Genomic DNA, 22,250 nt, shown 5'->3' with positions numbered 1-22,250 from the left:
TCGAGTCGGCGTCACCGGACCACCTGACCCGGACAACCCGCACGTCCTCGCAGGCCAGAGCCAAGTGTGGCCACTGCCGCGCGGGCCGCGGCGCTGGACGACGGTGCGCGGCGCCGGACACATGGCGGCGACCGCCACGGCCCCGAACTCTCGTCGGCTGTCGTTCCAGGAAGGGAGACCGTCCCCGACCTGGCATTGTCGGACAGGCTTTAGACTCGTCGACTGGCAGCCGCCGCTCAGGGGACGTCTGGGAGTGATTGCAGCATGGTTGCGCCCTGCACATTTGCCACAACGGCTCCGGTCGACGTAGTGCCCGTCAGCAATCATGATGTGCCCTTGAACGACTTCACCGAGAGGCTCTTCGGGAACCTGCGGCGAGCGGACCAACGCAGGTGGGCGCAGGCCTATCTGGCGGCGCTGCTCATCACTCCCGGCAAGAAGTCCGTCCGCCGCCTGGCCGACGCCGTCTCGGCGTCCCCCACCGCGATGCAGTCGCTGCGCCAGTTCGTGAGCCTCAGCCCATGGGACTGGGAGCCGGTGATGCGCGAACTCACCCGCTGGACCGAGGGGCAGGGCCCCGCCTCCGCGTGGACGCTCGGCCGCGCGGTCATGCCCAAGCGCGGTCAGCGGTCGGTCGGCGTACACCGCTGCTTCGACCCCTCCTCGGGCCGGACCCTCAACTGCCAGCGGGGGCTCGGTGCGTTCCTGTGCATCGGCGCCGTACAAGTCCCTGTCGACTGGCGCCTGTTCCTGCCCGCGCCGTGGACGGAGGACGTACAGCTACGTAAACGCGCACGTATCCCGGACACTGTTGAGTACCGCCCCCTGTGGGCCCACGCCCTTGACCTCGTCGACACGCTGACGGCCCGAACCGCTTCCACCGGCGCGCCGGTCGTGGCCGACATGAGTGACGATCCGGATGTCGGACTTCTCCTGCGCGGACTCAGTCAACGGGGGCGCGACTTCGTGGTTGCCGTACCGCAACACCTGAAGGTCCTTCCCGCCGGGGAACGCGCCTCAAACGTCCCGGGGCCGATCAGTGCGAAGGACCACGCTTCCTCCGGCAGCAGCCCCGAGACCGTGCTGATCAGCACGCCGGACGGACAACAGCAATCACGTCGCGTGCATTCCGCGCTGGTCCACCTTCCCGGGGTGCGGACGGGGCCGGCCGCCGAATATCCCTACCGGCTCTTCACCGAGGTGCTTCCGGACAACCGCACCGGCGCCATGTGGATCACCAGCCTGACCCATCGGAGCCTGGACAACGTTGCCTCACTCGCCGCCTTGCGGACGTGCACCGGCACCGCGGTCACCGCCATGGAAAGCGACTTCGGGCTCCTCGACTTCGAGGGCCGCTCCTTCCCCGGCTGGTACCACCACATGACACTTGTCTCCGCGGCGTACACCTACCAGCGCCTGTCCCGGAGCTCGTTCCCGCAGCCCTCTCCGTGCTGCTCTCTCAACATCTCCGACCACACTCAGGAACAGCCGCAGAATGCCGAGCTGAGGGGCTGAGGGCGAGGGGATGCGGGCCCCGGAAAACCGCCGGGGGAACAGTCCCCGGGGCCCGCGGTGCCGGCGCCGGCGCGCTGCTGAGGCGCGACCGGGCCGTGGCCTGTCGATGCCCGACGTGGACCGCGCGTCGAGCAGCACGGCGGTGCCCGGTCGAGCGCCCCCGCAGGTAGCACGGGCAAGACGGCCGCGGCGCCCGGCGCAGGGTACGGTCAGCTCACCCAGCCCGTGTAACGCCGACCGCTCCACGGGGCGCGCCGGTCGGGGCGGCGGCCGCGCTCGCCGGATTCGAGCATCGTGGACACCGCTCTGACGAGCCAGGCGTTGACCGACAGCTGCTCGCGGCCGGCGGCCTCCTCGATCCGGGCCTTGAGATGCTCCGGCGGCCGGAAGTTGATACGGGCCGTCGCGCCCTCCTCCCCGGTCGCCGATACCGGCGCCATGGCGGACAGCGGTGGCGCCACACCGTTGTGCGACCGTTCGAAGCCCCCTTCGACCTCATCCACGAGCGCATGATCGGTGGGGGGTAGTGTCACCACGAAGGTCGGGTCGAGCCCGCGCAGCCGGATCTCGACCGACCCCGGGGCCAGGTCCCGGGTGATCTCGTCCGCGGCGGCCGACAGAGCGTCCAGCAGAACCAGCCGGACTGCGGAGGACAGCGGTGTCACGAGGCGTTCGGCGAGTTCGCGTGCTTCCTCGTCACCCGCCTCGACGGCAACCGAGAGCTCTTGGCGCAGGTTGTCGACATACCGCATAAGCTCCATGGCGCCATCATCGCTCCACTATGGCGCCACAGGCAAGCCATTCGATTGCCGTGTTGCACCGCCACCGGGGCGCGCCTGCGTCGCGTTGTCCTGCCGACAGGACGGCGACCTGCCCCACCTCAGGGCCCGGCCCGCAACTCATCGATCAAATCGGACTTTTAACGCCTCATGCCGTTATAGCGGACCTCCGTGGCCGAGGTCACAGGAATACCGATGAACCCGTGACCCCACCGTGGCATCACATAAGCAATGCGTCAGATCGGTTACCGCGCGCTTTTCCGTGACGCCGCTGCGCAAGATCTCCATTTCACTGCGAAAGAGATCCAAAACGCAGCGTGACATAAATACCGTGTCAATTCGGAAATGGATCATCGCCCCATGTCACGCGGCTTGTGACCGTGAATTTCTTCCGCTTACGGTGGCCGCCGCTCCCGCAGCCATAGAGGCTCGGGGGACCCGAAGCCGGAGCGCCGAATCCTGCCGCCGGCCGAGGAGAAACGACGACGCATCACGGCAGGAGCGGGGGAACCAGGTAAGTGCCGAGTCGCGGATCCCGCGAATCGGCTTGGGGTGAAGACGCGTTGCGGTGGCAGTGAATGCTGCCCTCTTACGCGGCCGGGCAACTCCAGCCCGAACCCGACAGCTCACCTCGCAGGCGTAGGAGAGGAACACCCCTATGTCTGCTCGCGGACGTCACCGTCGCTATAACCCCGGCCGCATCGCCAAGGTCTCCCTCGCGCTCGCCGCGAGCGGTGCCGGCGTTGCCCTTCCCTTCGTTGGCGCCACCGCGGCCAACGCCGCCTCCGTGGACACCTGGGACAAGGTCGCGGACTGCGAGAGCTCCGGCAACTGGAGCATCAACACCGGCAACGGCTTCTTCGGCGGCCTGCAGTTCACGCAGTCCACCTGGGAGGCCTTCGGCGGCACGAAGTACGCGCCGCGCGCCGACCTGGCCACCAAGGACCAGCAGATCGCCATCGCCGAGAAGGTCCTGGCCGAGCAGGGCCCGGGCGCCTGGCCGGTGTGCTCCGGCAAGGCCGGGCTGACCCAGGGCGGCCCCGCCCCGGCGATCTCCCCCGACGGCGCCAAGGCCGCCCCGCGGCCGCCCCGAAGGCGCAGGCTCCGAAGGCCGAGGCCCCGAAGGCCGGCCCGAAGCACGCCAAGCCCGCCGCGCCGGCGCAGGAGCAGAACTACACCGTCGTCAGCGGCGACACCCTGTACAAGATCGCCCAGACGCACGGCGTCGACGGTGGCTGGCAGGCCGTCTACGAGGCCAACCGCGAGGTCGTCGGCGACAACCCGAACCTCATCTTCCCCGGCCAGGACCTGTCCCTGACCGAGCAGGCCGCCACGCCGCGCGCCCCGAAGCACGCCGCCCCGAAGCCGGCCGCCCCGGCGCACGAGGCCCCGAAGCCCGCCGCCCCGGCGCACCAGGCCCCGGCCACGGGCTGGACCGCCCCGGTCGACGCCCCGATGGGCACCCCGTACCACCAGGCCGGCAGCGCCTGGTCCAGCGGCTACCACACCGGCGTCGACTTCCCCGTCGCCACCGGCACCGGCATCAAGGCCGTCGGCTCCGGCACGGTCGTCTCCGCCGGCTGGGGTGGCGCCTACGGCAACCAGGTCGTCATCCGCCACGAGGACGGCAAGTACAGCCAGTACGCCCACCTGTCGTCCCTCTCGGTCACCGTCGGCGAGACCGTGACCGGCGGCGAGCAGATCGGCCTGTCCGGCACCACCGGCAACAGCAGCGGCCCGCACCTGCACTTCGAGATCCGTTCCGCCGCCGGCTACGGCTCGGACGTCGACCCGCTGGCCTACCTGCGCGCCCACGGCGTCAGCATCTGATCCTCCGGCACCAGCCGAACCCGATCAGACAGCGCCAGCGCGTCGTCACAGACCACGCCCGAGGCCTCCGGCCCGCACTTCCCCCCTGCGGCGCCGGACGCCTCGGGCGTCGGATTTTCCCCAGCCCTTTCGGCCTTTCCGGGTGGACGTCACTCTTCGGGAGGGCTCTCCTCGGGGAGGCTCTCCCACGCCTCGCCCTCGCCCCGTAGCTCGTAGCCTCCCGCCTCCGCGATCGACCGCGCGTGCGCCCGGCTGCGGAGCGCGACCTCGTGGGTCTCGCTCTTGACCTCCGCGTGCACGCCCGCGGCATCCGTGATCGCCTCGATCGCGTGCGTCTCGTAGACGACGCGCCCGGGCTCCACCGCGCTCCAGACCACGTACATGCTCGCTGCCATCGGGCTCACTCCCCGAAGAAGAGTCCCCTGACATTCATGATCCCACCGATGGGTGGCGGCCTCCCGCCGTCTGCGCCATACGGGCGGATCGGGACGCCGGAACGTGAGCGGCCGTCACGGAGGGTGTCACCCGTGCCGCGCACGCCTCGCCCGGCCCAGCACCCCCGCACTCAGCAGCGCCAGTACCGCCAGCGCGCCGCCGCACCACATCACGCCGGACAGGGCGATGTGGTCGGCGACCCGGCCGCCCAGCAGCGCGCCGAGCGAGATGGCCAGATTGAAGACCCCGACGAACAGGGCGGAGGCCGCCTCGCGCGCCTCCGGCGCGGACCGCAGCATCCAGTTCTGGGTGGTGACGGACACGCCTCCGTACGCCAGCCCCCACAGCACCAGCAGCGCGGCGGCCCCGGCCGTGGTCCGGCCCAGGAGCGGGACCAGCAGCTCGGCCACCGCCAGCAGCGCGCACAGGACCATCAGCGTCCGGCGCGGGTCGCGGTGCGCCGCCGACCCGGCCAGGAAGTTCCCGGCCACACCCGCCACGCCGTACACCAGCAGCAGCGTGCTGATCAGGCCCGCGCCGACGCCGGACACGTCCTCCAGCACCGGCCGCACGTACGTGTACGCGCCGAAGTGCGCCACCACCAGCAGCCCGGTGGTGACCAGCCCGGCCCGGAGCTGAGCTTTACGGAACAGACCGGGCACCTCGCCGAGCCGGACCGGGCGGTCGGCGGGCAGCGGGGGCAGCAGAACGGCCATGGCGACCGTGACGGCCAGCGCCAGCGCGCAGACGGTCCAGAACGCCGCCCGCCAGTCGGCCAGGTCGCCGATCAGCGTCCCGGCGGGCACCCCGAGCACCGAGGCGACGGCGACGCCGCTGAAGATCAGGGAGGTGGCGGCGCCCGCGGACCGCTCCGGCACGAGCCGGGCGGCCAGACCGCCCGCAATGGCCCATACACCGCCGATGCTGACGCCGACCATGACCCGGGCGGCGAGCAGGACGGGGAAGGCCGGGGCCAGGGCGGAGACCAGATTGGCGGCGGCCAGCAGGCCCATCAGTCCGCACAGCACCAGTCGCCGGTCCAGCCGGCCGACGGCGACGGTCAGCAGCGGGGCGGCGACCGCGGCGACCAGGCCGGGCACGGTCAGGGCCAGCCCCACCGTGCCGTCGGAGGTCCCGAGGGCGGCGCCGATGGAGGTGAGCAGACCGACCGGCAGCATCTCGGTGGTGACGACGGCGAAGATGCCGACGGCGACCGTGGCGACGGCGAGCCAGGCGGTGCGGGCCTGGGGTGACGCGCCGTCAGGAGAGGACGCGGCGAGGGTGGTTTCCGTGGCTTCGGACATGCCTCCAGCGAACAGCTGTGCCCCGTCCGGGAACAACGGCGAAACGCTCAGCCTTGTATGAGTCAGACTCATCGATCGGTTGCTTCATTCAGGGGGAGGCAGGGGGAGGCCGGGTGGCAGGGGAAGGCCGGGTGGCAGGCGCCGACGCGCGCGGCGGCGGTCTGGAGATACGCGAGCTGGAGTGTTTCCTCGCCCTCAGCGAGGAGTTGCACTTCGGGCGCGCGGCCGAGCGGCTGTACGTGACACAGAGCCGGGTGAGCCAGCTCCTGCGCTCGCTGGAGCGGCGGATCGGCGCCCGGCTGCTGGACCGCACCAGCCGCCGCGTCCGGCTGACCCCGCTCGGTGAGCGCTTCCTGGCCGAGCTGCGGCCCGCGTACGGCGCCCTGCGCGGCGCGGTGGACTCCGCGCGGGCAGCCGCCCGCGGCCTCGGGGAGCCGCTGCGCCTGGGCTTCCAGGGCACGGCGGACGAGTACGTCATGGCGGTGGTCGCCGACTTCCGCGACCGGCATCCGGGCTGCGAGGTCGAGACCGTCGAGATCCCGCTGGGTGACCCGTTCGGCGCGCTGCGCTCCGGCGCGGTGGACGCGGCCATCGTCCTGCTGCCGGTCGCCGAGCCGGACCTGATACCGGGTCCGGCCTTCTCGCGGCAGCCGCAGACCCTGGCCGTCTCGGTGCGGCACCCGTTCGCGGCACGGGCGTCGGTGTCCGTGGAGGAGCTGGCGGACTCCCGGCTGATCGGCCCGACGGCACCCGCGCCGCGGTACTGGCGGGAGGCCATGGCCCCTACCGTGACGCCGGACGGGCGGCCGATCCCGCGCGGCCCCGAGGTGCGCACGCTCCAGGAAGGGCTGAGTTACGTCGCGGCGGACCGGGGCACGATGCTGTGCTGCGCGCCGACCGCGCTGCACCAGGGGCGCAGGGATGTGGCGTTCGTGCCGGTCACCGGCGCGCCGGAGTCGGTCCTGGGCCTGGTGTGGCGGCGCTCCCACGAGACCGAGCGCATACGGACGTTCAGCCGGACGCTCGCGGAGGCGGTACGTCCACCCCGTGGCGCAGGCACCGTTCCGCCGGGTGGTCGCGGTGCGCGGGCAGGCGCGCGCGTCTGAGGGCTCCGGCCCGAGCCGAGCGGCTACATTCCCCGCCATGACCGCCGCCGCAGCATCGACCGCCACCGCTCCCCCGGTGCTGCTCCGGCCCCCAAGCGCCGTGGCACGGAGCTCGCGCTCCTCGCCTGCGCCGTCCTGATCTGCGTGTTCGGCTATATGGCCGTCGGCTTCGCCGTCCACGGCGCCTTCCCGCGCGACGCCGCCCGCTACGGCTCCGGGCTCGGCGCGCTCGCGCTCGCCGCCCATCTCACCGTCCGGCTCCGCGCCCCGTACGCCGACCCGCTCGTCCTGCCCATCGCCTTCCTGCTCAACGGCCTCGGGCTGGTCCTCATCTACCGGCTGGACCTCGCCACGCCCGGCGCCTCGGCCGCCCCGACCCAGCTCGTCTGGTCCACGCTCGGCATGGCGCTGTTCATGGCCGCCGTGCTGAGCCTGCGGGACCACCGGGCCCTCCAGCGTTACGCGTACGTGTGCGTCGCCACCGCCCTGGCCCTGCTCACGGTGCCGGTCTTCTTCCCCGCGGTCAACGGCGCCAAGATCTGGGTGCGGTTCGCCGGGCTGTCGTTCCAGCCGGGCGAGTTCGCCAAGGTGCTGCTCGCGGTGTTCTTCGCGGCGTATCTCGCGGCGGGGCGGCACGCGCTGGCGTATCTCGGCCGCACGATCGGCCCGCTGCGGCTGCCGCCCGGCCGGGTGCTCGGCCCGGTCGTCGCGATCTGGCTGGTCAGCGTGGGCGTACTGGTCCTGGAGCGGGACCTGGGCACCTCGATCCTGTTCTTCGGGCTCTTCGTCGTCCTGCTGTACGTGGCCACCGGCCGCCTCGGGTGGATCGCGGTCGGCCTGCTGCTGGTGGCGGCCGGTGCGGTGGCCGTCGCGTCCGTGGAACCACATGTCAACGAGCGGGTACGGGACTGGCTGCACCCGTTCGCGGGCACCGAGTCCGGCGGTGGCGGCGCCAACCAGCTCGCCCAGTCCCTGTTCGCGTTCGCCGCGGGCGGCGTGCTCGGCACGGGGCTGGGCGAGGGCCACTCCTCCCTCATCGGCTTCGCCATGAAGTCCGACTTCATCCTGGCGACGGTCGGCGAGGAGCTGGGGCTGGCCGGCCTGACGGCGCTGTTCCTGCTGTACGCGCTGCTGATCGCCTGCGGCTTCCGTACCGCGCTCGTCCTTCGCGACCCGTTCGGCAGGCTGCTCGCCGCCGGTCTGGCCGCCATCCTCGCGCTCCAGGTCTTCGTCATCGCGGGCGGGGTGACCGGCCTGATCCCGCTGACCGGGATGCCGATGCCGTTCCTCGCCCAGGGCGGCTCCTCGGTGATCACCAACTGGATCATCGTCGCGCTGCTCGTCCGGCTCAGCGACAGCGCCCGCGGCCAGCCCGGACAGCCCGAGCGGCCCGGGGAGACAGGGCGGCCCGGGGCGTCGGGGCGGCCGGGCGGCCGGGCCGGGCGTTCCCGGCGGTCGGCGGCCGCCGCGTGACCCGCTGCGTCCGGCACACCGCCGTCTTCTGCCTCCTGCTGCTGCTCGCGCCCCTGGTCAACGCCGCCCGGATCCAGGCCTTCAAAGCGGACCAGTACGACGGCAACCCCGCCAACCGCCGCCACACGATCGCCCGCTACGGCCAGCCCCGCGGCGACATCCTGGTCGGCGGCGTACCGGTCACCGGCTCCACCGACACCGGCCAGCGACTGCGGTACGAGCGCACCTACCGCGAAGGCCCGCTCTACGCGCCCGTCACCGGCTACGCCTCCCAGAGCTACGGCACCTCGCTCCTGGAAGACGCGGAGGACGCCGTCCTCTCCGGCACCGATCGGCGGCTGGCGATGCTGCCGCTGTGGAACGACCTCACCCGGGCCCGGCAGCCCGGCGGCACGGTGGCCACCACCATCGACCCCGCCGTACAGCGCGCCGCGTTCACCGCGCTGGGCCGGCGCAGGGGCGCGGTCGCCGCCCTCGAACCGGGCACCGGGCGGATCCTCGCCCTGGTCAGCACCCCCTCCTACGAGCCGGGCCGGCTGTCGGGCAACGGGGCGGCCACGACCCGCGCGTGGCAGCGGCTGACCGCCGATCCCGACCGGCCGATGCTCAACCGGGCCCTGAGCCGGACGTATCCGCCCGGCTCCACGTTCAACGTCGTCACGGCCGCGGCGGGGCTGGAACACGGCACCGCCACGGACGTCGACGCGCGCACCGCCGCCCCCAACCCGTACCACCTGCCGGGTACGCGCCTGATGGTCCGCGACCGGCCGGGCGTGTGCGCCCACGCCTCGCTGCGCCACGCCCTGGCCGCCTCCTGCGACAGCGTCTTCGCCGAGCTGGGCGTACGGACCGGGCCGGCCGCGATGACGGCCACCGCCGAGCGCTTCGGCTTCAACGCGGCCGGGCTGACGGTTCCGTCGCCGGTGGCCACGAGCACGTTCGACCGGCGGATGCCTCCGGGGCGGGTGGGGCTGTCCGCCATCGGGCACACGGGCGTCGCCGCCACACCGCTCCAGATGGCGATGGTCGCCGCCGCCGTCGCGGGCGGCGGCGATGTGCTGCGGCCGCACCTGGTGGACCGGGTGGCGGACGGGGACGGGGCGACGGTGGCGGTCACCCCGCACGCCATCGCGCACCAGCCGATCAGCCGTCGGACGGCGGCGGAGCTCAGGCGGATGACGGTCAGCGCGGTCACTGACGGCACGGGCGCGCCGGCCGCGGTGCCCGGCGCCACGGTGGGCGGCACGACCGGCACGGCGGGGGCCGCGGGGGCGGCCGGTGGCCCGTCGTACGCGTGGTTCGTCGGCTGGGCGCAGAAGGACGGCGCGCCGCTGCCCGCGGCCGCGCTGGCGGTGGTGGTGGAGGCCCCGGCGGCCGACCGGGAGACCGGCGGGGTGACGACGCCGACGGCGACGACGGCGGCACGGGTGGCGGGAGCGGCGCTGCGCGCGGCGGTCCGCGGCACGCGCCCGTAGAGGACGGCTCCCCCGTGGGGGACCGGCCTGCTCCAGGCCCGAGGACGCTTCCGGCGAACCGGCCTACCGCCCCGGGCCCGTGATCTGCGGGAAGCTGAACCCGTACCCCTGGCTCTTCAGCCACGGCAGCACCTCGCGCAGTGCCTGCACGGTCTCGCCGCGCGGCCCGCCCCCGTCGTGGAAGAGGATGGTCGGCCCGTTCGCCAGCTCGTTCTTGACGGCCGCGACGATCCCGGCGCTGCCCGGCAGCTCGAAGTCCTTGGTGTCGACGTTCCAGCCGAGCGGCCGCATGCCGTGCTCGGCGGCGATCCGGCGGCTGTCGGGGGTGAAGGCGCCACCGGGCGCCCGGTAGTACCGCACCTTCGCGCCGCCCGCCGCGTTCTCGATCATCTTCTTGGCATCCAGGATCTGCTTCTTCTGGTACGCGACGGACTTGTGGTCCATGGTGATGTCGTGGCTCACCGTGTGGTCGCACAGCCGGTGTCCCTCCGCGACCACCTTCTTGACGAGGTCCGGGTGGGCCTGGGCCTGCGGGCCGATCATGCAGAAGGTGGCCTTGACGCCGTTGGTGCGCAGCACGTCCAGCACCTGCGGGGTCCACACCGGGTCGGGCCCGTCGTCGATGGTGATGTTCACGGCCTTGCCGCCGGACTCGGTGGCGTGGACGATGTCGCGCGGCACGCGGCCGTCGGCGTCGTCGGAGCCGCCGCGCTCCTTGCCGCGCTCCCCTGCGGCCCGGTCGTTCGACTGCCCGCCGCGCTGGGCCCGTTCGTCGTCACGGGCACCGGTGAGGGCGAGGGTCCCGGCGATCACGGCTATCAGCGCCAGGACGGAGGAGACGGCGATCGCGATGCGCCGCTGCGAGTCGGTCAGTCGTGCCATGCCCCTGTAGAGGGGCGGGATCATGGCGCGGTTCCGTTTTACGCCGGATTCGGGGGCTGTGGAACGGCTCACGAGCGGTACGCCGATCAGCCCGCTCCCGCGCGACGTGGCCCGTGTCACACGGTTCCATGGCCGTGACCACTCTGCACGGAGGGACGTGGCATGGCCTCAGGACAACCGATGAAGCTCGGCGTGACCAACGACGCCGGGGCGGACAAGACCGAGCTGAAGTCCTCAGCGTCCCAGACGCTCGCGGTGACGGCCGCTGGCCAGATCGGGATCATGGCCGAGACGACCGCGGGCAACGGGGTCGGGGCCTTCGGCGTCGCCCCGCAAATTGATGGCTGCGTGGGCCTGTGGGGTTTCGGCGGTCACGGGGTGATCGGTGGCAGCGACGAGGGAACCGGCACGAACGGCTGGTCCCATGGCGTCTTCGGCGTACGGGGCGTGACCGACCGCGACGGCCCCGCCGTCAGCGCGGTGTGCGGGGTGGCCTCCGGCACGGACAGCGTCGGCGTGGTCGGCGAGGCGAACCACGGACCCGCGGCCATCGGCGTCTGGGGCAAGGCGGCCGAGGGGTACGCCGGGTACTTCAGCGGCCCGGTCTACGTCAGCGGCTACCTGTACAAGTCCGGCGGCGGCTTCCTGATCGACCACCCCCTCGACCCGGAGAACCGCTACCTGCGCCATTCCTTCGTCGAGTCCGACCAGCAGCTGAACGTCTACAGCGGCACGGCGGTGACGGACGGGGACGGCTCGGCCGTGATCACCCTCCCCGAGTACTTCGAGGAGCTGAACGAGGACTTCCGCTACCAGCTGACGGTGATCGGCGCCTTCGCCCGGGCGATGGTCTCCGAAGAGGTCCGCGACAACCGTTTCACCATCGCCACCGACCGCCCCGAGGTGAAGGTCTCCTGGCAGGTCACCGGCGTCCGCCGGGACCGCGTCGCGCGGTCGAACCCCTTCACGGCGGCGGAGCCCAAGCCGGAGGAGGAGCGCGGTACGTACCTCCACCCCGAAGCCTGGGACAGACCCGCGGAGTCGGGGGCGGAGTACGCGCGCGAGCGGGCCCTGCGTGAGGCCCACGAGAGGTTCCCCTTCCTCGACAAGGAGGACCGCCTGGGCCCCGCGTGACCGGCCCTCCTTCGAGACCGCCTAGAGCTGCCGGAGGTGGTCGCGCAGGGCGCGGGCTGCCTGGGCCATGAGGGCGTCGGCACCGGGCTGGGTACTGGCCGGGACGAGCGACTCGGTGAGCACGGCGATGGCGAAGGCCTGGCCGTCGGCGTGCGCGACGACGCCGATCTCGTGGCGGAGGTTGAGCAGGGTACCGGTCTTGGAGGACCAGGTGGTGGCGTCGGAGCTGAAGTCCGGGGCGAGCCGGTGCCGGATCAGGTTGTGGGCCATGAGGCCGCGCACGTGCTCGGCCACGTCGGGGTGGATCGCCGAGGGCGTCCACAGGGCTTGGAGCAGGTCGACCCAGGCGCGTGCGCTGCCGGTGTTGGCGCGGGTGGTGTCGAGCTGCGGCACCCGGTGTCCGCGGCCGCTGGTGCCCGCGTCGATGGCGAGGGCGTGGGCGAGGTGCGCCTGGGCGGCGTCGAAGCGCTCCACGGGGGTGTCGCTCAGTTCGCGCATGCCGTGCCGCACGGTGATGCCGCGGAGCCCGAGTTCGTGCAGGATGTCGGCGACCTGGGCGGGCGGGGTGAGGTCGAACAGCGCGTCGGCGGCCGTGCCGTCGCTCACGCAGGTGCTCAGGTAGAGCAGGTCGTCGATCGCGATCCGGGCGGGGTGGCGGAACCGGCTCAGCCCGGTGGGGCCGGGCGTGGTGATCCGCCCGGGGCTGACGTCGAGCGCCGCCGCCCCGTCGAGCTCACCCCGCCGGATGCGCTCCGCCGTCGCCAGCGCCAGCGGGACCTTGACCAGGGAAGCACTGGGCAGCTGGGTGTCCGGCTCGATCCCCAGCTCCTCCCCCGTGTGCAGATCCCGCACGAGCAGGCAGCCGCGCAGGCCACCGTCGTGCAGTTGCCGCCGCAGGTCGCTCAGCAGTGCCTCGGTGCTCACCCCGCCGCCCCTCCCGCGGCGGCCGCCCGGCCGCGCGCTTGGCCGCCCCCTTGAGTGCCCTCTCGGGTGCCCGCGCCGAGGCAGCGCGCGAGGGCGTCGCCCAGGCGCGCCGCGATGTGCTGGGGATTGCCGTCCGCGGCGGCGGCGAGGGCGAACCCCCGACTGAGCGTGATCTCACCGAGGGGCCGCCAGTCCAGGGCGAGTTCCGCGGCCTGCGCCGGGGAGCACAGCAGCAGGTCGCGCGTGCACAGGACTTCCGCCGCGGCGGTCGTCAGCTCGTCCGCGGCGACGACCTGGGCGGGCCGCAGCCCGACCGCGTCGCGCAGCCGCGTCAGCGGGTCGCGGATGTGCGGCACGTCGTCCTCCGGTTGGATCCAGATACGGCGGGCCGGGCCGGGGGAAGCCCGCCCGACCCGCAGCGTTTCGAGGTAGACGCGCTTCACGCCCGGATCCTGCGCACCGGCGAGCCCGAGCGGCACGGACCACGTCGCCTCGTCCGGCGGCACCGCGAGCAGGGCGGCACGCACCTGCTGCGCGTGAACGAGCTCCTCGCGCCGCGCGGGCGCCGCGACGCGGAGATCGAGCGTGACGCCGTGCCCGCGCGCCTCGGCGACGAGGCGGGCGAGACCCGCCGTGGAGCAGACGCCGGGCACCGCGAGCCGCCACGGCTTGCGCTTGGCGGCCTCCGCCTCGTGCAGCAGCACGTCGGCCGCCCGCACGAGCTGCCTGGCCACCGGCAGCATGTCCCGGCCGAAGGGGGTGAGGACGGCCCGCCGCGAGGTGCGCTCGAACAACGGCTCGCCGAAGCGTTCCTCCAGAGCGGCGACGCGCCGGCTGGCCACCGGCTGGGACATCCCGGCCGCGGCCGCCCCGACGGTGAAACCGCCGCGCTCACTGACGTTCACGAACGCGCGACACGCTCCCACCAGATCCACAGCCCGCACCCTATGCCAGATCCACGCCCCGACTCCCATGCCGAATCGGCATGAAACAGCCCACGAACGTATTGGACCGCATGACTGTTCGCGGGCGAGGGTGCTCCTGGCCCTCACGACCAGGAGGTTTCGACCATGCAGCACACCCGTGCCCGGCGCGCCCTGCTCGGCGCGCTCGCCGCCCTCGCCCTCGTCCCGCTCACGGCCTGCGGCCAGGACGGCGACGACGCCTCGGCCGCGCCGAAGCCGCGCGCCTCGCATCCGTCCACCGCGAAGCCGTTCGTCCGCGAATTCAAGGAACTTGAGCGCAAGTTCGACGCGCGGCTCGGCGTCTACGCGATCGACACCGGCACCGGGCGCGAGGTGGCCTACAACGACGGCGAGCGGTTCGCCTACAACTCCACGTTCAAGGCGTTGGAAGCAGCTGCCGTGCTGCGCAAGTACTCCCTGAGCGGCATGGACAAGGTGATCACGTACTCCAAGGACGACCTGATCGACCACTCCCCCGTGACCGAACGGCACGTCAAGACCGGGATGAGCCTGCGCGCACTGTGCGAGGCCGCCGTCCGCTACAGCGACAACGCCGCGGCCAACCTGCTGTTCGACGCACTCGGCGGCCCGAAAGCCCTCGACGCCGCGCTCGAGGAGATCGGCGACGACACCACCCGCATGGAGCGCCGCGAGCCCGAACTGAGCCGGTGGATCCCGGGCGAGCAGCGGGACACGACCACGCCGCGGGCGCTGGCCAAGGATCTGCGCGCGTACGTCCTCGGAGACGTCCTGGGCAAGCGCGAACGCGCCCAGCTGACGACGTGGCTGCGGACCAACAAGACGGGAGACACGCTCATCAGGGCCGGGGTACCCAAGGGCTGGACGGTCGGCGACAAGACCGGAACCGGCAGCTTCTACGGCGCCCGCAACGACATCGCCGTGGTGTGGCGCCCCGACGGCGCCCCCGTCGTCATGGCCATCTTGTCGAACCGCAACCGGAAGGATGCCGAACCCGACGACAAACTGATCGCGGAGGCGGCGTCCGTGATCGCCGACACGATGTCGTAGCCGACGACCGGTGGCTGAGGGGGCTGGTGACTCAGGACGACGGGGCCCGCGGTGCACCGACCCCAGTGCCGATTTCCTCGTCGCAGTCCAGCGCTTGGGCCGCCTCGGGAGGGACGGGCGCGGCGATGATGGTGTCCAGCATCTCGCGTGCGGCCCGCAGTTCGTCCATGGCGGCGGTGATCCGGTTCCGCTCCCTGACCAGGTCGACCAGCAGGTCGGGGCAGGCGGCCGCGAGTTGCCCGCCCTCGTCGACCATGCAGGGAAGTACGTCGGCGATGGTCGCGGTGCCCAGACCGGCGGCGAGCAGCGTGCGGATGCTCCGCACCGTGTGGACATGCTCATCGGTGTACTCGCGGTAGCCGCTCGGCCGCCGCAGCGGATTCAGCAGCCCCTGCTCCTCGTAGTACCGCAGCGCCCGTTCGCTGACTCCGGTCCGCTGGGACAACGCCCCGATACGCATGTGATGACACGCTCCCCGAAAGGCGAGTTGACTCTGACGTCGACGTGAGGGTTTAGCTTACGCGGCATGTCAACGGAAACGCTCCACACGACCCTCCCCCGACAGTTGGCCGGGCCCCGAGAATGGCTCGGGCTGGCCGTGCTCGCGCTCCCCACCCTGCTGCTCGCCATGGACGCCACCGTGCTGTACCTGGCCGTCCCGCACCTGAGCGCCGCCCTCCGGCCAAGCGGCAGCGAACTGCTCTGGATCACCGACATCTACGGCTTTATGATCGCCGGCTTCCTGGTCACCATGGGCACGCTGGGCGACCGGATCGGCCGCAGGAAACTCCTGTTGATCGGGGCGGCCGCGTTCGGCATCGCTTCGGCGCTCGCCGCGTACGCCACCAGCCCCCAGATGCTGATCGCGGCTCGCGCGTTGCTCGGGATAGCCGGGGCGACCCTGATGCCGTCCACCCTCGCGCTGATCACCAACATGTTCCGTGACCCAAGGCAGCGCGGCACGGCCATCGGTGTCTGGGTGACCTGCTTCTCGGCCGGTGTCGCGCTGGGCCCTGTGCTGGGCGGGCTGCTGCTCCAGGCGTTCTGGTGGGGCTCGGTCTTCCTGCTGGGGGTGCCGGTGATGATCCTGCTGCTGGTGACCGCCCCGGTGCTGCTTCCCGAGTACCGCGACACCCAGGCCGGTCGACTGGACCCGACCAGCGTCGTGCTGTCCCTCGCCGCCATCCTGCCGATCATCTACGGCATCAAGGAGCTGGCCAAGGACGGTCTCACGATGCTGCCCGTCACCGCCCTGACCGGCGGCCTGGTCCTCGGTGTGCTGTTCGTGCACCGGCAGTCCAGGCTGGCCAGTCCCCTGCTCGACGTCACGCTGTTCAGGAACCGTGCGTTCAGCGCCGCCCTGGGAATCCAGCTGCTCAGCATCGCCGCCCTGGGCGGGGTCTACCTGTTCATCACCCAGTACACGCAACTGGTCGAGGGGCTCTCGCCACTCGAGGCGGGGCTGTGGCTGCTGCCCGCCGCCGGTGCGCTCATCCTGGCGTCCGCCCTGACTCCGGCACTCGCCCGCACGATGCCCGCCGCGTACATCATCGGGGCCTCGCTGGCGGTCTCCGCTGTCGGCTACCTGGTCCTCACCCAGGTCGACCCCGTCTCCGGGCTGCCCGTCCTCGTGACCGGCTTCGTCATCGTCTACCTGGGCATCAGCCCCATGTTCGTGCTGGGCACCGACCTGATCGTCGGGGCCGCCCCGCCCGAGAAGGCGGGTTCGGCCGCCGCGATGTCCGAGACGAGTACCGAGTTCGGCGTCGCCCTGGGCGTCGCGGTCCTCGGCACCGTAGGCGCCGCCGTCTACCGCGACCGGATGACCGGCGCCGTCCCCGGCGAGGCCCCGGCGCAGGAGGCCGAGTCCGCTCGCGAAAGCCTGCCCGACGCCATGGCCACGGCGGACGACCTCCCCAGCCGACTGCACGACCTCTTGCTCGACCCCGCCCGCGCCGCCTTCACCGACGGTCTGAACCTCATCAGCGGCATCAGCGCCCTGGTCGTCGCCGCCCTGGCCATACTGGCCGTATGGCTGCTGCCGCGAACCCGCCCCGACCGTGTCACGTGACGTGGTCGAATGCCCCGGCCTTGGCGGCCCGCACGAAGGTGCGGAGGGTCGTGGGGGTGGTGGCCGCGACGACGTCGGGGTCGTCGCTCTCGCGGAAGTGGATGGCCCCGCCGGGGCCCGGCGCCAACTCGACGCACTCGCTCTGCGAGCCGGTACTGAACGATGACTTGCGCCACGCAAGCGGGGACATGGGGCTCCCTCACAGTTCGTACATCGCGTGCTGGATCAGGCTGAGCGAGTCACGGGAGTCATGCGACTCCGGCGTGACCTGAGGGTCGACAGGAGCGAGCGCCAGCTCCGTCAGCCTCTCGAACATCTTGGCGTACTCGTCGATGCGTTCTCCATCCCCCAGAAAGACCGAGTTGAGCGGGTGCTCCAGGTGGACGGTGTTCAGCTCCGGCGTTGCGGCCTCGAAGAGCACGAAGGGGCGGCTGAAGGCCGCGTACGCGCCCTTCTCGTAGGGGAAGATCTGCACCGTCACGTTGGGAAGCCGGGCCACTTCGATCAGCCGCAACAGCTGCTTGCGCATGACAGTGAGCCCACCGACCCGGATACGTAGAGCAGCCTCGTGGATCACCGCGTGGTACGTCGTCGGCGAGTCACCGTCGAGGACACGCTGACGGGCCATCCGAAAGCCCACGCACCGCTCGGCGTGGTCGTGGTCCTGGCCATCAGTGGCCAGGATCACCTCGCGCGCGTAGTCCTCCGTCTGGAACATGCCCGGGATGAACAGCGGTTGGTGCATGCGAATGGCTGTGGAGCGGGACTCCAGTTCTGCCAGGTCAAGGGCGTTGCGGCCCATCGCGTCGCGGAACTCGTCCCACCACCCCTTGCCCAGCTCCTGCGCCATCTCCATCAGCCCGTCGAACAGCGGCCCGTCCGGGCACCCGTACTCGCGCAGCAGCTTGTAGAGCCGGTTCCGGGACACGTCGATCCGTCCGGCCTCGATGTTGCTTATCCGTGCGCGATCGGCGTCGAGGATCACGGCGGCCTGGTCGCCGGAGAGTCCGGCGCGGTTGCGCAACTTGCGCAGCTCGGCGCCCAGTCGGCGCTGGCGTTCGCTCGGCTGACTCCTGGGTGACATGCGCTCCTCCTCGTAACTCCGCGCAGTCTGCCCACCTCAGCACGGCACGGGCCACCGAATAGGCGTTCCGTCACCCGGTCGAGGGAACCAACGCCGAAACGGTTGCTGGATCGGAAAACCTTTCCCTAGCGTCGGGGCACCAATCGGCAACCCGAACCCGGGAGGTCCGCCATGCTCGTCTCCCTCGTCTTCCCGCCCGAACCCGTATGGGTCCGCGCCGCCAGGGAAACCGTACGATCCCTGCTCCTCGCCGCCGACCGCGGCGACCTCACCGACACCGCCCTCTTACTCACCTCCGAGGCCGTCACCAACGCGGTCAACGCCTGCCTGATCAGCGGCTGTTCGACGCCCGTGACCCTCTTCGCCGAGTGGGCGGCGCACGCCGAGGCCGACTACCTCCGCGTACTCGTGCACGACGAGGCCCCGGGCCGCCCGCTCTGCCGGACAACCGTGTCCCCCGACGACGAGTGCGGGCGCGGCATGGCGCTGATTTCCGGGGGTGCGGACGCGTGGGGCGTCTGCGAGCACGGGCCGGGGCTGGGCAAGGGCACGTGGTTCGAGCTCGGGGCACGCCAGCTGGCCTAGCCGACCGTGGGGTCCGGCCGACCGTGGGGTCCAGCCGGTCAATCCTCGGCGGCGCCGGCCGCCACCGTCTCCGCCACCTCCGCCCGCCGCGCCGCCTCCTCCGCCGCGAAGCGCTCCGCGTCCAGGCGTTCCGCCTGCTCCTCGTCCTCCGCCATCAGCAGGTCCAGGTTGCTGTCGCCCAGCTCCAGTACGCCCATGTCCACGTACGCCCGCTGCAAGCGCTCGCCCCACAGCCCGATGTCCTTCACGCACGGCACGATGCGGCTGAACAGCAGCCTGCGGAACAGGTGCAGGAAGTCCGACCGCTCCGTGTACTCCGCCGCCTCGGCCTTCGGGATGCCGAAGTTCTCCAGCACCTCGACGCCGCGCAGCCGGTCGCGCATCAGGTAGCAGCCCTCGATGACGAACTCCTCGCGCTCGCGCCGCTCGGCGTCCGACAGTTCGCGGTAGTAGTCGCGCAGCGCCATCCGGCCGAAGGCGACGTGGCGGGCCTCGTCCTGCATCACGTACGTGAGGATCTGCTTGGGCAGGGGCTTGTCGGTGGTGTCGCGGATCATGCCGAAGGCGGCGAGCGCCAGGCCCTCGATGAGCACCTGCATGCCCAGATAGGGCATGTCCCAGCGGGAGTCGCGGAGGGTGTCGCCGAGCAGGGCCTGGAGATCGGTGTTGACGGGGTAGAGCATCCCGATCTTCTCGTGCAGGAAGCGGCTGTAGACCTCGGCGTGCCGGGCCTCGTCCATGACCTGGGTGGCGGAGTAGAACTTGGCGTCCAGGCCGGGGACGGCCTCGACGATCCGGGAGGCGCAGACCATGGCGCCCTGTTCGCCGTGCAGGAACTGGCTGAACTGCCAGGCCGCGAAGTGCCGGCGCTGCTCGGCCTTGTCCCGATCCGTCATCTTCGCCCAGTGCGGGGTGCCGTGGAGGACGAGCGACTCGTCCGGCGTGCCCAGCGGATCGTCCGGGTCGACCTCCAGGTCCCAGTCGATCCGCTTGGCCGCGTCCCACTGCTTGTCCTTGCCCTTCTGGTACAGGGCCAGGAGCCGCTCGCGGTGCTCGTCGTACTCCCAGGTGAAGCGGGCCGCCCCGGCGGCGGGCACCTGCCAGATCGGCTCTTCGGGCTGCTGTGCGTAGAGTTCCGCGGTCCCCACCGACGCCTCCTTCGCTGGCTGCCATCCCGGTCCGTCCCCGCACGGGTGGCACGGGCAGGCTCACACGCGCGGTGTGAACGGTCAACATTCCGCGCAAGGGATTGACGAGCTTGCTGACAGAGAGTCTCATAAGGGGGTGACCCCGGGTATCGGTGGCCCGGACAGCCCAACCGCGAGGTGTTCTCAGCCATGACGTCCACGATCGAACCGCCGGCGCTCCGGGACGCGCTCGGTCTGCTCAAGGACCGCGAGCAGGTGGCCGAACGGCTGCTGGAGTCCTCGGCCAAGCACTCCTTCGACCCCGACACGGAGCTGGACTGGGACGCCCCGTTCGAGGACGGCAAGTGGTTCTGGCCACCGGAGCTGGTCTCGCTGTACGACACCCCGCTGTGGAAGCGCATGTCGGAGGAGCAGCGGCTGGACCTGGCGCGGCACGAGTCCGCCGCGCTGGCCTCGCTCGGCATCTGGTTCGAGATCATCCTGATGCAGCTGCTCGTACGGCACATCTACGACCGGCCCGTGACGAGCGCACACGTGCGGTACGCGCTGACGGAGATCGCCGACGAGTGCCGGCACTCCAAGATGTTCGCGCGGCTGATACAGAAGGGCGGCGCGCCCACGTACCCGGTCTCGCCGCTGCACCACAACCTCGCGCGCGTACTGAAGACCGTCTCGACCACGCCCGGTTCGTTCGCGGCGACGCTGCTCGGCGAGGAGATCCTGGACTGGATGCAGCGGTTGACGTTCCCGGACGAGCGCGTCCAGCCGCTGGTGCGGGGCGTCACCCGCATCCACGTGGTGGAGGAGGCGCGCCATGTCCGGTACGCGCGCGAGGAGCTCCGCCGCCAGATGGCCACCTGCCCGCGCTGGGAGGCGGAGCTGACCCGGGTCAGCTCCGGCCAGGCCGCACGGGTCTTCGCCGTCGCGTTCGTCAATCCGCAGGTGTACGAGAACGTGGGCCTGGACCGGCGGGAGGCCGTGGCCCAGGTCAGGGCGAGCGGGCACCGGCGCGAGGTCATGCAGTCCGGCGCGCGGCGACTCACGGAGTTCCTGGATGACATCGGGGTGCTGCGGGGCGTCGGCCGCAGGCTGTGGAAGAGCTCCGGGCTGCTGGCGTAACCCGCGTCGGCCGACATCCGGGCCGGAGGCCGACCCGGTGGGGGGACACGCGTGCCGCAGGCGCCTGAATGCACCGGTCACGCCACCGTTGTGGTGGCGGTTACGCTGCCTGGCATGACGACAGGCAGCGTCCCGGCAGCCGCGCGGCGCGGCGCGTACCGCAGGCTCAGTGTCGAGGAGCGGCGCGCGCAGCTGATCTCCGTCGCGCTCACGCTCTTCGCCGAGCGTGCGCCCGAGGACGTGTCGTTGGACGACGTGGCCACCGCCGCCGGGGCCTCCCGGCCGCTGGTGTACCGCTACTTCCCCGGCGGCAAGCAGCAGTTGTACGAGGCCGCGCTGCGCAGCGCCGTCGACGAGCTGGAGCTGTGCTTCGCCGAGCCGCAGACCGGTCCGCTCAGCCGGCGGCTGACCCGCGCACTGGACCGCTACCTGGCGTTCGTGGACGAGCACGACACCGGGTTCAGTGCGCTGCTGCACGGCGGCAGCGTGGCCGAGACCTCGCGTACGAGCGCGATCGTGGACGGGGTGCGGCGGGCCGCCGCCGAGCAGATCCTGCGGCACCTGGACGTGGCCGAGCCGGGCCCCCGGCTGCGGATGATGGTGCGGACCTGGATCTCGGCGGTCGAGGCCGCCTCGCTGATCTGGCTGGACGAGCAGAAGCAGCAACCGGCGGCTGAGCTGCGCGGCTGGCTGGTCGACCACTTCGTCGCCCTGCTGGCCGCCACGTCGGCGACCGAACCGCAGGCCGCCGAGGTGCTACGCCGGGCGCTCGCGCTGGAACCGGCGGACGGGCCGGTCGGGGAGCTGGTGCGCCGGTTGGCGCCACTGCTGGTGGACGCGCCCCGGCTGCCGGCCGCGCCGCAGGCGCCACAGGCGCCGACGGCGCCGCCCGCCGCCCCGGGCGCCGCGGCCACCCCCGCCGCCCCGGGCACCCGGGCGGGCGGCTCCGGCGGCGGCGCGCGAGACTGAGGGCGTGAAGAGCGAAGACGTACTGTTCACCGGCGGCCCGCTGGACGGCAGGGTGCTGCCGGTGCTGGTCGGGGCGACCGGGCAGCCTCCGAAGGCGTACGAGGTCCCGGTGCCGGACGACGAGGGCGGCCCGCCGACGGTGTACGTGTACCGCCGGGTACCCGCCGCGACGTCGAAGCGGCTGGGGCTGGTGCGGGGCTGGCGGTACGAGTACGCGCCGGAGGCGAAGCCGTGGGGCGGCCCCAAGTGGCCGTGGAGCAAGCCGAGCGCGCCGGACCGCCCGCGCGACCCCGATGGCCCGCGCCCCCCGGACGGCCCGGACACCACGAGGGGCCCGGACACCACCGGCGGCCCGGACGGCCCGAAGCGCCCGGACAGCCCGGACGGGTGACCCCGCACCCCATCCGCGCGCATATAAACGAA

At 72.1% G+C, this 22,250-nt stretch carries 22 protein-coding genes, 1 pseudogene and 1 riboswitch; of the genes and pseudogenes, 13 read left to right on the top strand and 10 right to left on the bottom strand.

The annotated features are described in order from the left end of the window. The first annotated feature begins 330 nt into the window (after window positions 1–330). Window positions 331–1,515, top strand: a complete 1,185-nt coding sequence (locus Q3Y56_RS24185) for a transposase (protein ID WP_304463937.1) — start codon at window positions 331–333, stop codon at window positions 1,513–1,515. A gap of 209 nt (window positions 1,516–1,724) precedes the next feature. Here the strand turns inward: Q3Y56_RS24185 and Q3Y56_RS24180 are convergent, their stop codons facing one another. Beyond that, window positions 1,725–2,276 (bottom strand): hypothetical protein, encoded by a 552-nt coding sequence (locus Q3Y56_RS24180; RefSeq protein ID WP_304463936.1) that lies wholly within the window; start codon window positions 2,274–2,276, stop codon window positions 1,725–1,727. 491 nt (window positions 2,277–2,767) lie between these two features. Next, a riboswitch (cyclic di-AMP (ydaO/yuaA leader) is annotated at window positions 2,768–2,947 on the top strand. 5 nt (window positions 2,948–2,952) lie between these two features. On the opposite strand from Q3Y56_RS24180, the pseudogene Q3Y56_RS24175 reads away from it, so the two are divergent. Both Q3Y56_RS24175 and Q3Y56_RS24170 read left to right on the top strand, forming a co-directional pair. Further along, window positions 2,953–3,243 (top strand): annotated as a pseudogene (locus tag Q3Y56_RS24175) (transglycosylase family protein); the annotation flags it as partial. Window positions 3,244–3,299: 56 nt separating this feature from the next. Beyond that, window positions 3,300–4,124, top strand: coding sequence for a peptidoglycan DD-metalloendopeptidase family protein (locus Q3Y56_RS24170; protein ID WP_304463935.1), 825 nt, complete (start codon window positions 3,300–3,302; stop codon window positions 4,122–4,124). 149 nt (window positions 4,125–4,273) lie between these two features. Here the strand turns inward: Q3Y56_RS24170 and Q3Y56_RS24165 are convergent, their stop codons facing one another. Both Q3Y56_RS24165 and Q3Y56_RS24160 read right to left on the bottom strand, forming a co-directional pair. After that, complete coding sequence (locus Q3Y56_RS24165; RefSeq protein WP_304463934.1) at window positions 4,274–4,519, bottom strand: hypothetical protein; 246 nt, start codon at window positions 4,517–4,519, stop codon at window positions 4,274–4,276. Between the two features lie 126 nt (window positions 4,520–4,645). Continuing rightward, the gene (locus Q3Y56_RS24160) at window positions 4,646–5,863 is read right to left on the bottom strand and encodes an MFS transporter (RefSeq protein WP_304463933.1); all 1,218 of its coding nucleotides are present in this window, start codon (window positions 5,861–5,863) and stop codon (window positions 4,646–4,648) included. Window positions 5,864–5,994: 131 nt separating this feature from the next. Between Q3Y56_RS24160 and Q3Y56_RS24155 the strand changes: the two genes are divergently transcribed. The 3 genes from Q3Y56_RS24155 to Q3Y56_RS24145 all read left to right on the top strand — a co-directional run bounded on the left by Q3Y56_RS24155 (window position 5,995) and on the right by Q3Y56_RS24145 (window position 9,917). After that, window positions 5,995–6,969, top strand: a complete 975-nt coding sequence (locus Q3Y56_RS24155; RefSeq protein WP_304463932.1) for a LysR family transcriptional regulator — start codon at window positions 5,995–5,997, stop codon at window positions 6,967–6,969. A 156-nt stretch (window positions 6,970–7,125) separates the two neighbouring features. Next, a complete protein-coding gene (locus Q3Y56_RS24150; protein ID WP_304465770.1) occupies window positions 7,126–8,442 on the top strand; it encodes an FtsW/RodA/SpoVE family cell cycle protein in 1,317 nt (438 codons plus the stop codon). Beyond that, window positions 8,439–9,917: a penicillin-binding transpeptidase domain-containing protein gene (locus tag Q3Y56_RS24145; RefSeq protein ID WP_304463931.1), complete on the top strand. Its 1,479-nt coding sequence runs from the start codon at window positions 8,439–8,441 to the stop codon at window positions 9,915–9,917. Before Q3Y56_RS24150 ends, Q3Y56_RS24145 begins: the two co-directional genes overlap by 4 nt. 63 nt (window positions 9,918–9,980) lie before the next feature. Here Q3Y56_RS24145 and Q3Y56_RS24140 read toward each other — a convergent pair whose 3' ends face one another. Next, complete coding sequence (locus tag Q3Y56_RS24140; protein WP_304463930.1) at window positions 9,981–10,799, bottom strand: polysaccharide deacetylase family protein; 819 nt, start codon at window positions 10,797–10,799, stop codon at window positions 9,981–9,983. Between the two features lie 180 nt (window positions 10,800–10,979). On the opposite strand from Q3Y56_RS24140, the gene Q3Y56_RS24135 reads away from it, so the two are divergent. Next, a complete protein-coding gene (locus Q3Y56_RS24135) occupies window positions 10,980–11,933 on the top strand; it encodes a hypothetical protein (protein WP_304463929.1) in 954 nt (317 codons plus the stop codon). Between the two features lie 21 nt (window positions 11,934–11,954). Here the strand turns inward: Q3Y56_RS24135 and Q3Y56_RS24130 are convergent, their stop codons facing one another. Together Q3Y56_RS24130 and Q3Y56_RS24125 are read right to left on the bottom strand one after the other, a co-directional pair. Next, window positions 11,955–12,857 carry a serine hydrolase gene (locus Q3Y56_RS24130; RefSeq protein WP_304463928.1) on the bottom strand — a complete coding sequence of 301 codons (903 nt, stop codon included), beginning with the start codon at window positions 12,855–12,857 and terminating at the stop codon, window positions 11,955–11,957. After that, complete coding sequence (locus Q3Y56_RS24125; RefSeq protein ID WP_304463927.1) at window positions 12,854–13,792, bottom strand: LysR family transcriptional regulator; 939 nt, start codon at window positions 13,790–13,792, stop codon at window positions 12,854–12,856. Before Q3Y56_RS24125 ends, Q3Y56_RS24130 begins: the two co-directional genes overlap by 4 nt. 135 nt (window positions 13,793–13,927) lie before the next feature. Between Q3Y56_RS24125 and bla the strand changes: the two genes are divergently transcribed. Further along, window positions 13,928–14,851 carry a class A beta-lactamase gene (gene bla, locus Q3Y56_RS24120; protein ID WP_304463926.1) on the top strand — a complete coding sequence of 308 codons (924 nt, stop codon included), beginning with the start codon at window positions 13,928–13,930 and terminating at the stop codon, window positions 14,849–14,851. 31 nt (window positions 14,852–14,882) lie between these two features. Here the strand turns inward: bla and Q3Y56_RS24115 are convergent, their stop codons facing one another. After that, window positions 14,883–15,311, bottom strand: a complete 429-nt coding sequence (locus Q3Y56_RS24115) for a MerR family transcriptional regulator (RefSeq protein WP_304463925.1) — start codon at window positions 15,309–15,311, stop codon at window positions 14,883–14,885. A 66-nt stretch (window positions 15,312–15,377) separates the two neighbouring features. Here Q3Y56_RS24115 and Q3Y56_RS24110 point away from each other — a divergent pair, with 66 nt between their 5' ends. Next, window positions 15,378–16,922, top strand: coding sequence for an MFS transporter (locus Q3Y56_RS24110; RefSeq protein WP_304463924.1), 1,545 nt, complete (start codon window positions 15,378–15,380; stop codon window positions 16,920–16,922). Here the strand turns inward: Q3Y56_RS24110 and Q3Y56_RS24105 are convergent. Together Q3Y56_RS24105 and Q3Y56_RS24100 are read right to left on the bottom strand one after the other, a co-directional pair. Continuing rightward, entirely contained in the window at window positions 16,915–17,112 is a 198-nt protein-coding gene (locus tag Q3Y56_RS24105; protein WP_304463923.1) for a DUF397 domain-containing protein, read from the bottom strand. The two genes, Q3Y56_RS24110 and Q3Y56_RS24105, sit on opposite strands and share 8 nt — an antisense overlap. 9 nt (window positions 17,113–17,121) lie before the next feature. After that, window positions 17,122–18,006 carry a helix-turn-helix transcriptional regulator gene (locus Q3Y56_RS24100; protein WP_304463922.1) on the bottom strand — a complete coding sequence of 295 codons (885 nt, stop codon included), beginning with the start codon at window positions 18,004–18,006 and terminating at the stop codon, window positions 17,122–17,124. Window positions 18,007–18,177: 171 nt separating this feature from the next. Here Q3Y56_RS24100 and Q3Y56_RS24095 point away from each other — a divergent pair, with 171 nt between their 5' ends. Then, window positions 18,178–18,591 (top strand): ATP-binding protein, encoded by a 414-nt coding sequence (locus tag Q3Y56_RS24095; RefSeq protein ID WP_304463921.1) that lies wholly within the window; start codon window positions 18,178–18,180, stop codon window positions 18,589–18,591. A gap of 38 nt (window positions 18,592–18,629) precedes the next feature. Here Q3Y56_RS24095 and Q3Y56_RS24090 read toward each other — a convergent pair whose 3' ends face one another. After that, window positions 18,630–19,739, bottom strand: a complete 1,110-nt coding sequence (locus tag Q3Y56_RS24090; protein WP_304463920.1) for a ferritin-like domain-containing protein — start codon at window positions 19,737–19,739, stop codon at window positions 18,630–18,632. Between the two features lie 189 nt (window positions 19,740–19,928). On the opposite strand from Q3Y56_RS24090, the gene Q3Y56_RS24085 reads away from it, so the two are divergent. The 3 genes from Q3Y56_RS24085 (at window position 19,929) to Q3Y56_RS24075 (ending at window position 22,218) form a co-directional block, all read left to right on the top strand. Then, the gene (locus Q3Y56_RS24085; RefSeq protein ID WP_304463919.1) at window positions 19,929–20,858 is read left to right on the top strand and encodes a diiron oxygenase; all 930 of its coding nucleotides are present in this window, start codon (window positions 19,929–19,931) and stop codon (window positions 20,856–20,858) included. Between the two features lie 114 nt (window positions 20,859–20,972). After that, the gene (locus tag Q3Y56_RS24080) at window positions 20,973–21,827 is read left to right on the top strand and encodes a TetR/AcrR family transcriptional regulator (RefSeq protein WP_304463918.1); all 855 of its coding nucleotides are present in this window, start codon (window positions 20,973–20,975) and stop codon (window positions 21,825–21,827) included. A gap of 4 nt (window positions 21,828–21,831) precedes the next feature. Further along, a complete protein-coding gene (locus tag Q3Y56_RS24075; RefSeq protein WP_304463917.1) occupies window positions 21,832–22,218 on the top strand; it encodes a hypothetical protein in 387 nt (128 codons plus the stop codon). The last annotated feature ends 32 nt before the right edge of the window (window positions 22,219–22,250 follow it).

Origin of the sequence: Streptomyces sp. XD-27 (assembly GCF_030553055.1) — a bacterium.
Lineage (GTDB): Bacteria > Actinomycetota > Actinomycetes > Streptomycetales > Streptomycetaceae > Streptomyces.
This window is presented reverse-complemented; position numbering and strand designations above follow the sequence as displayed.

Excerpts from the sequence above, each read along its gene's own strand:
- Q3Y56_RS24180 (WP_304463936.1), bottom strand. The coding sequence starts at position 2,276 with ATGGAGCTTATGCGGTATGTCGACAACCTGCGCCAAGAGCTCTCGGTT.
- Q3Y56_RS24165 (WP_304463934.1), bottom strand. The coding sequence starts at position 4,519 with ATGGCAGCGAGCATGTACGTGGTCTGGAGCGCGGTGGAGCCCGGGCGC.
- Q3Y56_RS24160 (WP_304463933.1), bottom strand. The coding sequence starts at position 5,863 with ATGTCCGAAGCCACGGAAACCACCCTCGCCGCGTCCTCTCCTGACGGC.
- Q3Y56_RS24150 (WP_304465770.1), top strand. The coding sequence starts at position 7,126 with ATGGCCGTCGGCTTCGCCGTCCACGGCGCCTTCCCGCGCGACGCCGCC.
- Q3Y56_RS24140 (WP_304463930.1), bottom strand. The coding sequence starts at position 10,799 with ATGGCACGACTGACCGACTCGCAGCGGCGCATCGCGATCGCCGTCTCC.
- Q3Y56_RS24135 (WP_304463929.1), top strand. The coding sequence starts at position 10,980 with ATGAAGCTCGGCGTGACCAACGACGCCGGGGCGGACAAGACCGAGCTG.
- bla (WP_304463926.1), top strand. The coding sequence starts at position 13,928 with ATGCAGCACACCCGTGCCCGGCGCGCCCTGCTCGGCGCGCTCGCCGCC.
- Q3Y56_RS24115 (WP_304463925.1), bottom strand. The coding sequence starts at position 15,311 with ATGCGTATCGGGGCGTTGTCCCAGCGGACCGGAGTCAGCGAACGGGCG.
- Q3Y56_RS24110 (WP_304463924.1), top strand. The coding sequence starts at position 15,378 with ATGTCAACGGAAACGCTCCACACGACCCTCCCCCGACAGTTGGCCGGG.
- Q3Y56_RS24105 (WP_304463923.1), bottom strand. The coding sequence starts at position 17,112 with ATGTCCCCGCTTGCGTGGCGCAAGTCATCGTTCAGTACCGGCTCGCAG.
- Q3Y56_RS24100 (WP_304463922.1), bottom strand. The coding sequence starts at position 18,006 with ATGTCACCCAGGAGTCAGCCGAGCGAACGCCAGCGCCGACTGGGCGCC.
- Q3Y56_RS24095 (WP_304463921.1), top strand. The coding sequence starts at position 18,178 with ATGCTCGTCTCCCTCGTCTTCCCGCCCGAACCCGTATGGGTCCGCGCC.
- Q3Y56_RS24085 (WP_304463919.1), top strand. The coding sequence starts at position 19,929 with ATGACGTCCACGATCGAACCGCCGGCGCTCCGGGACGCGCTCGGTCTG.
- Q3Y56_RS24080 (WP_304463918.1), top strand. The coding sequence starts at position 20,973 with ATGACGACAGGCAGCGTCCCGGCAGCCGCGCGGCGCGGCGCGTACCGC.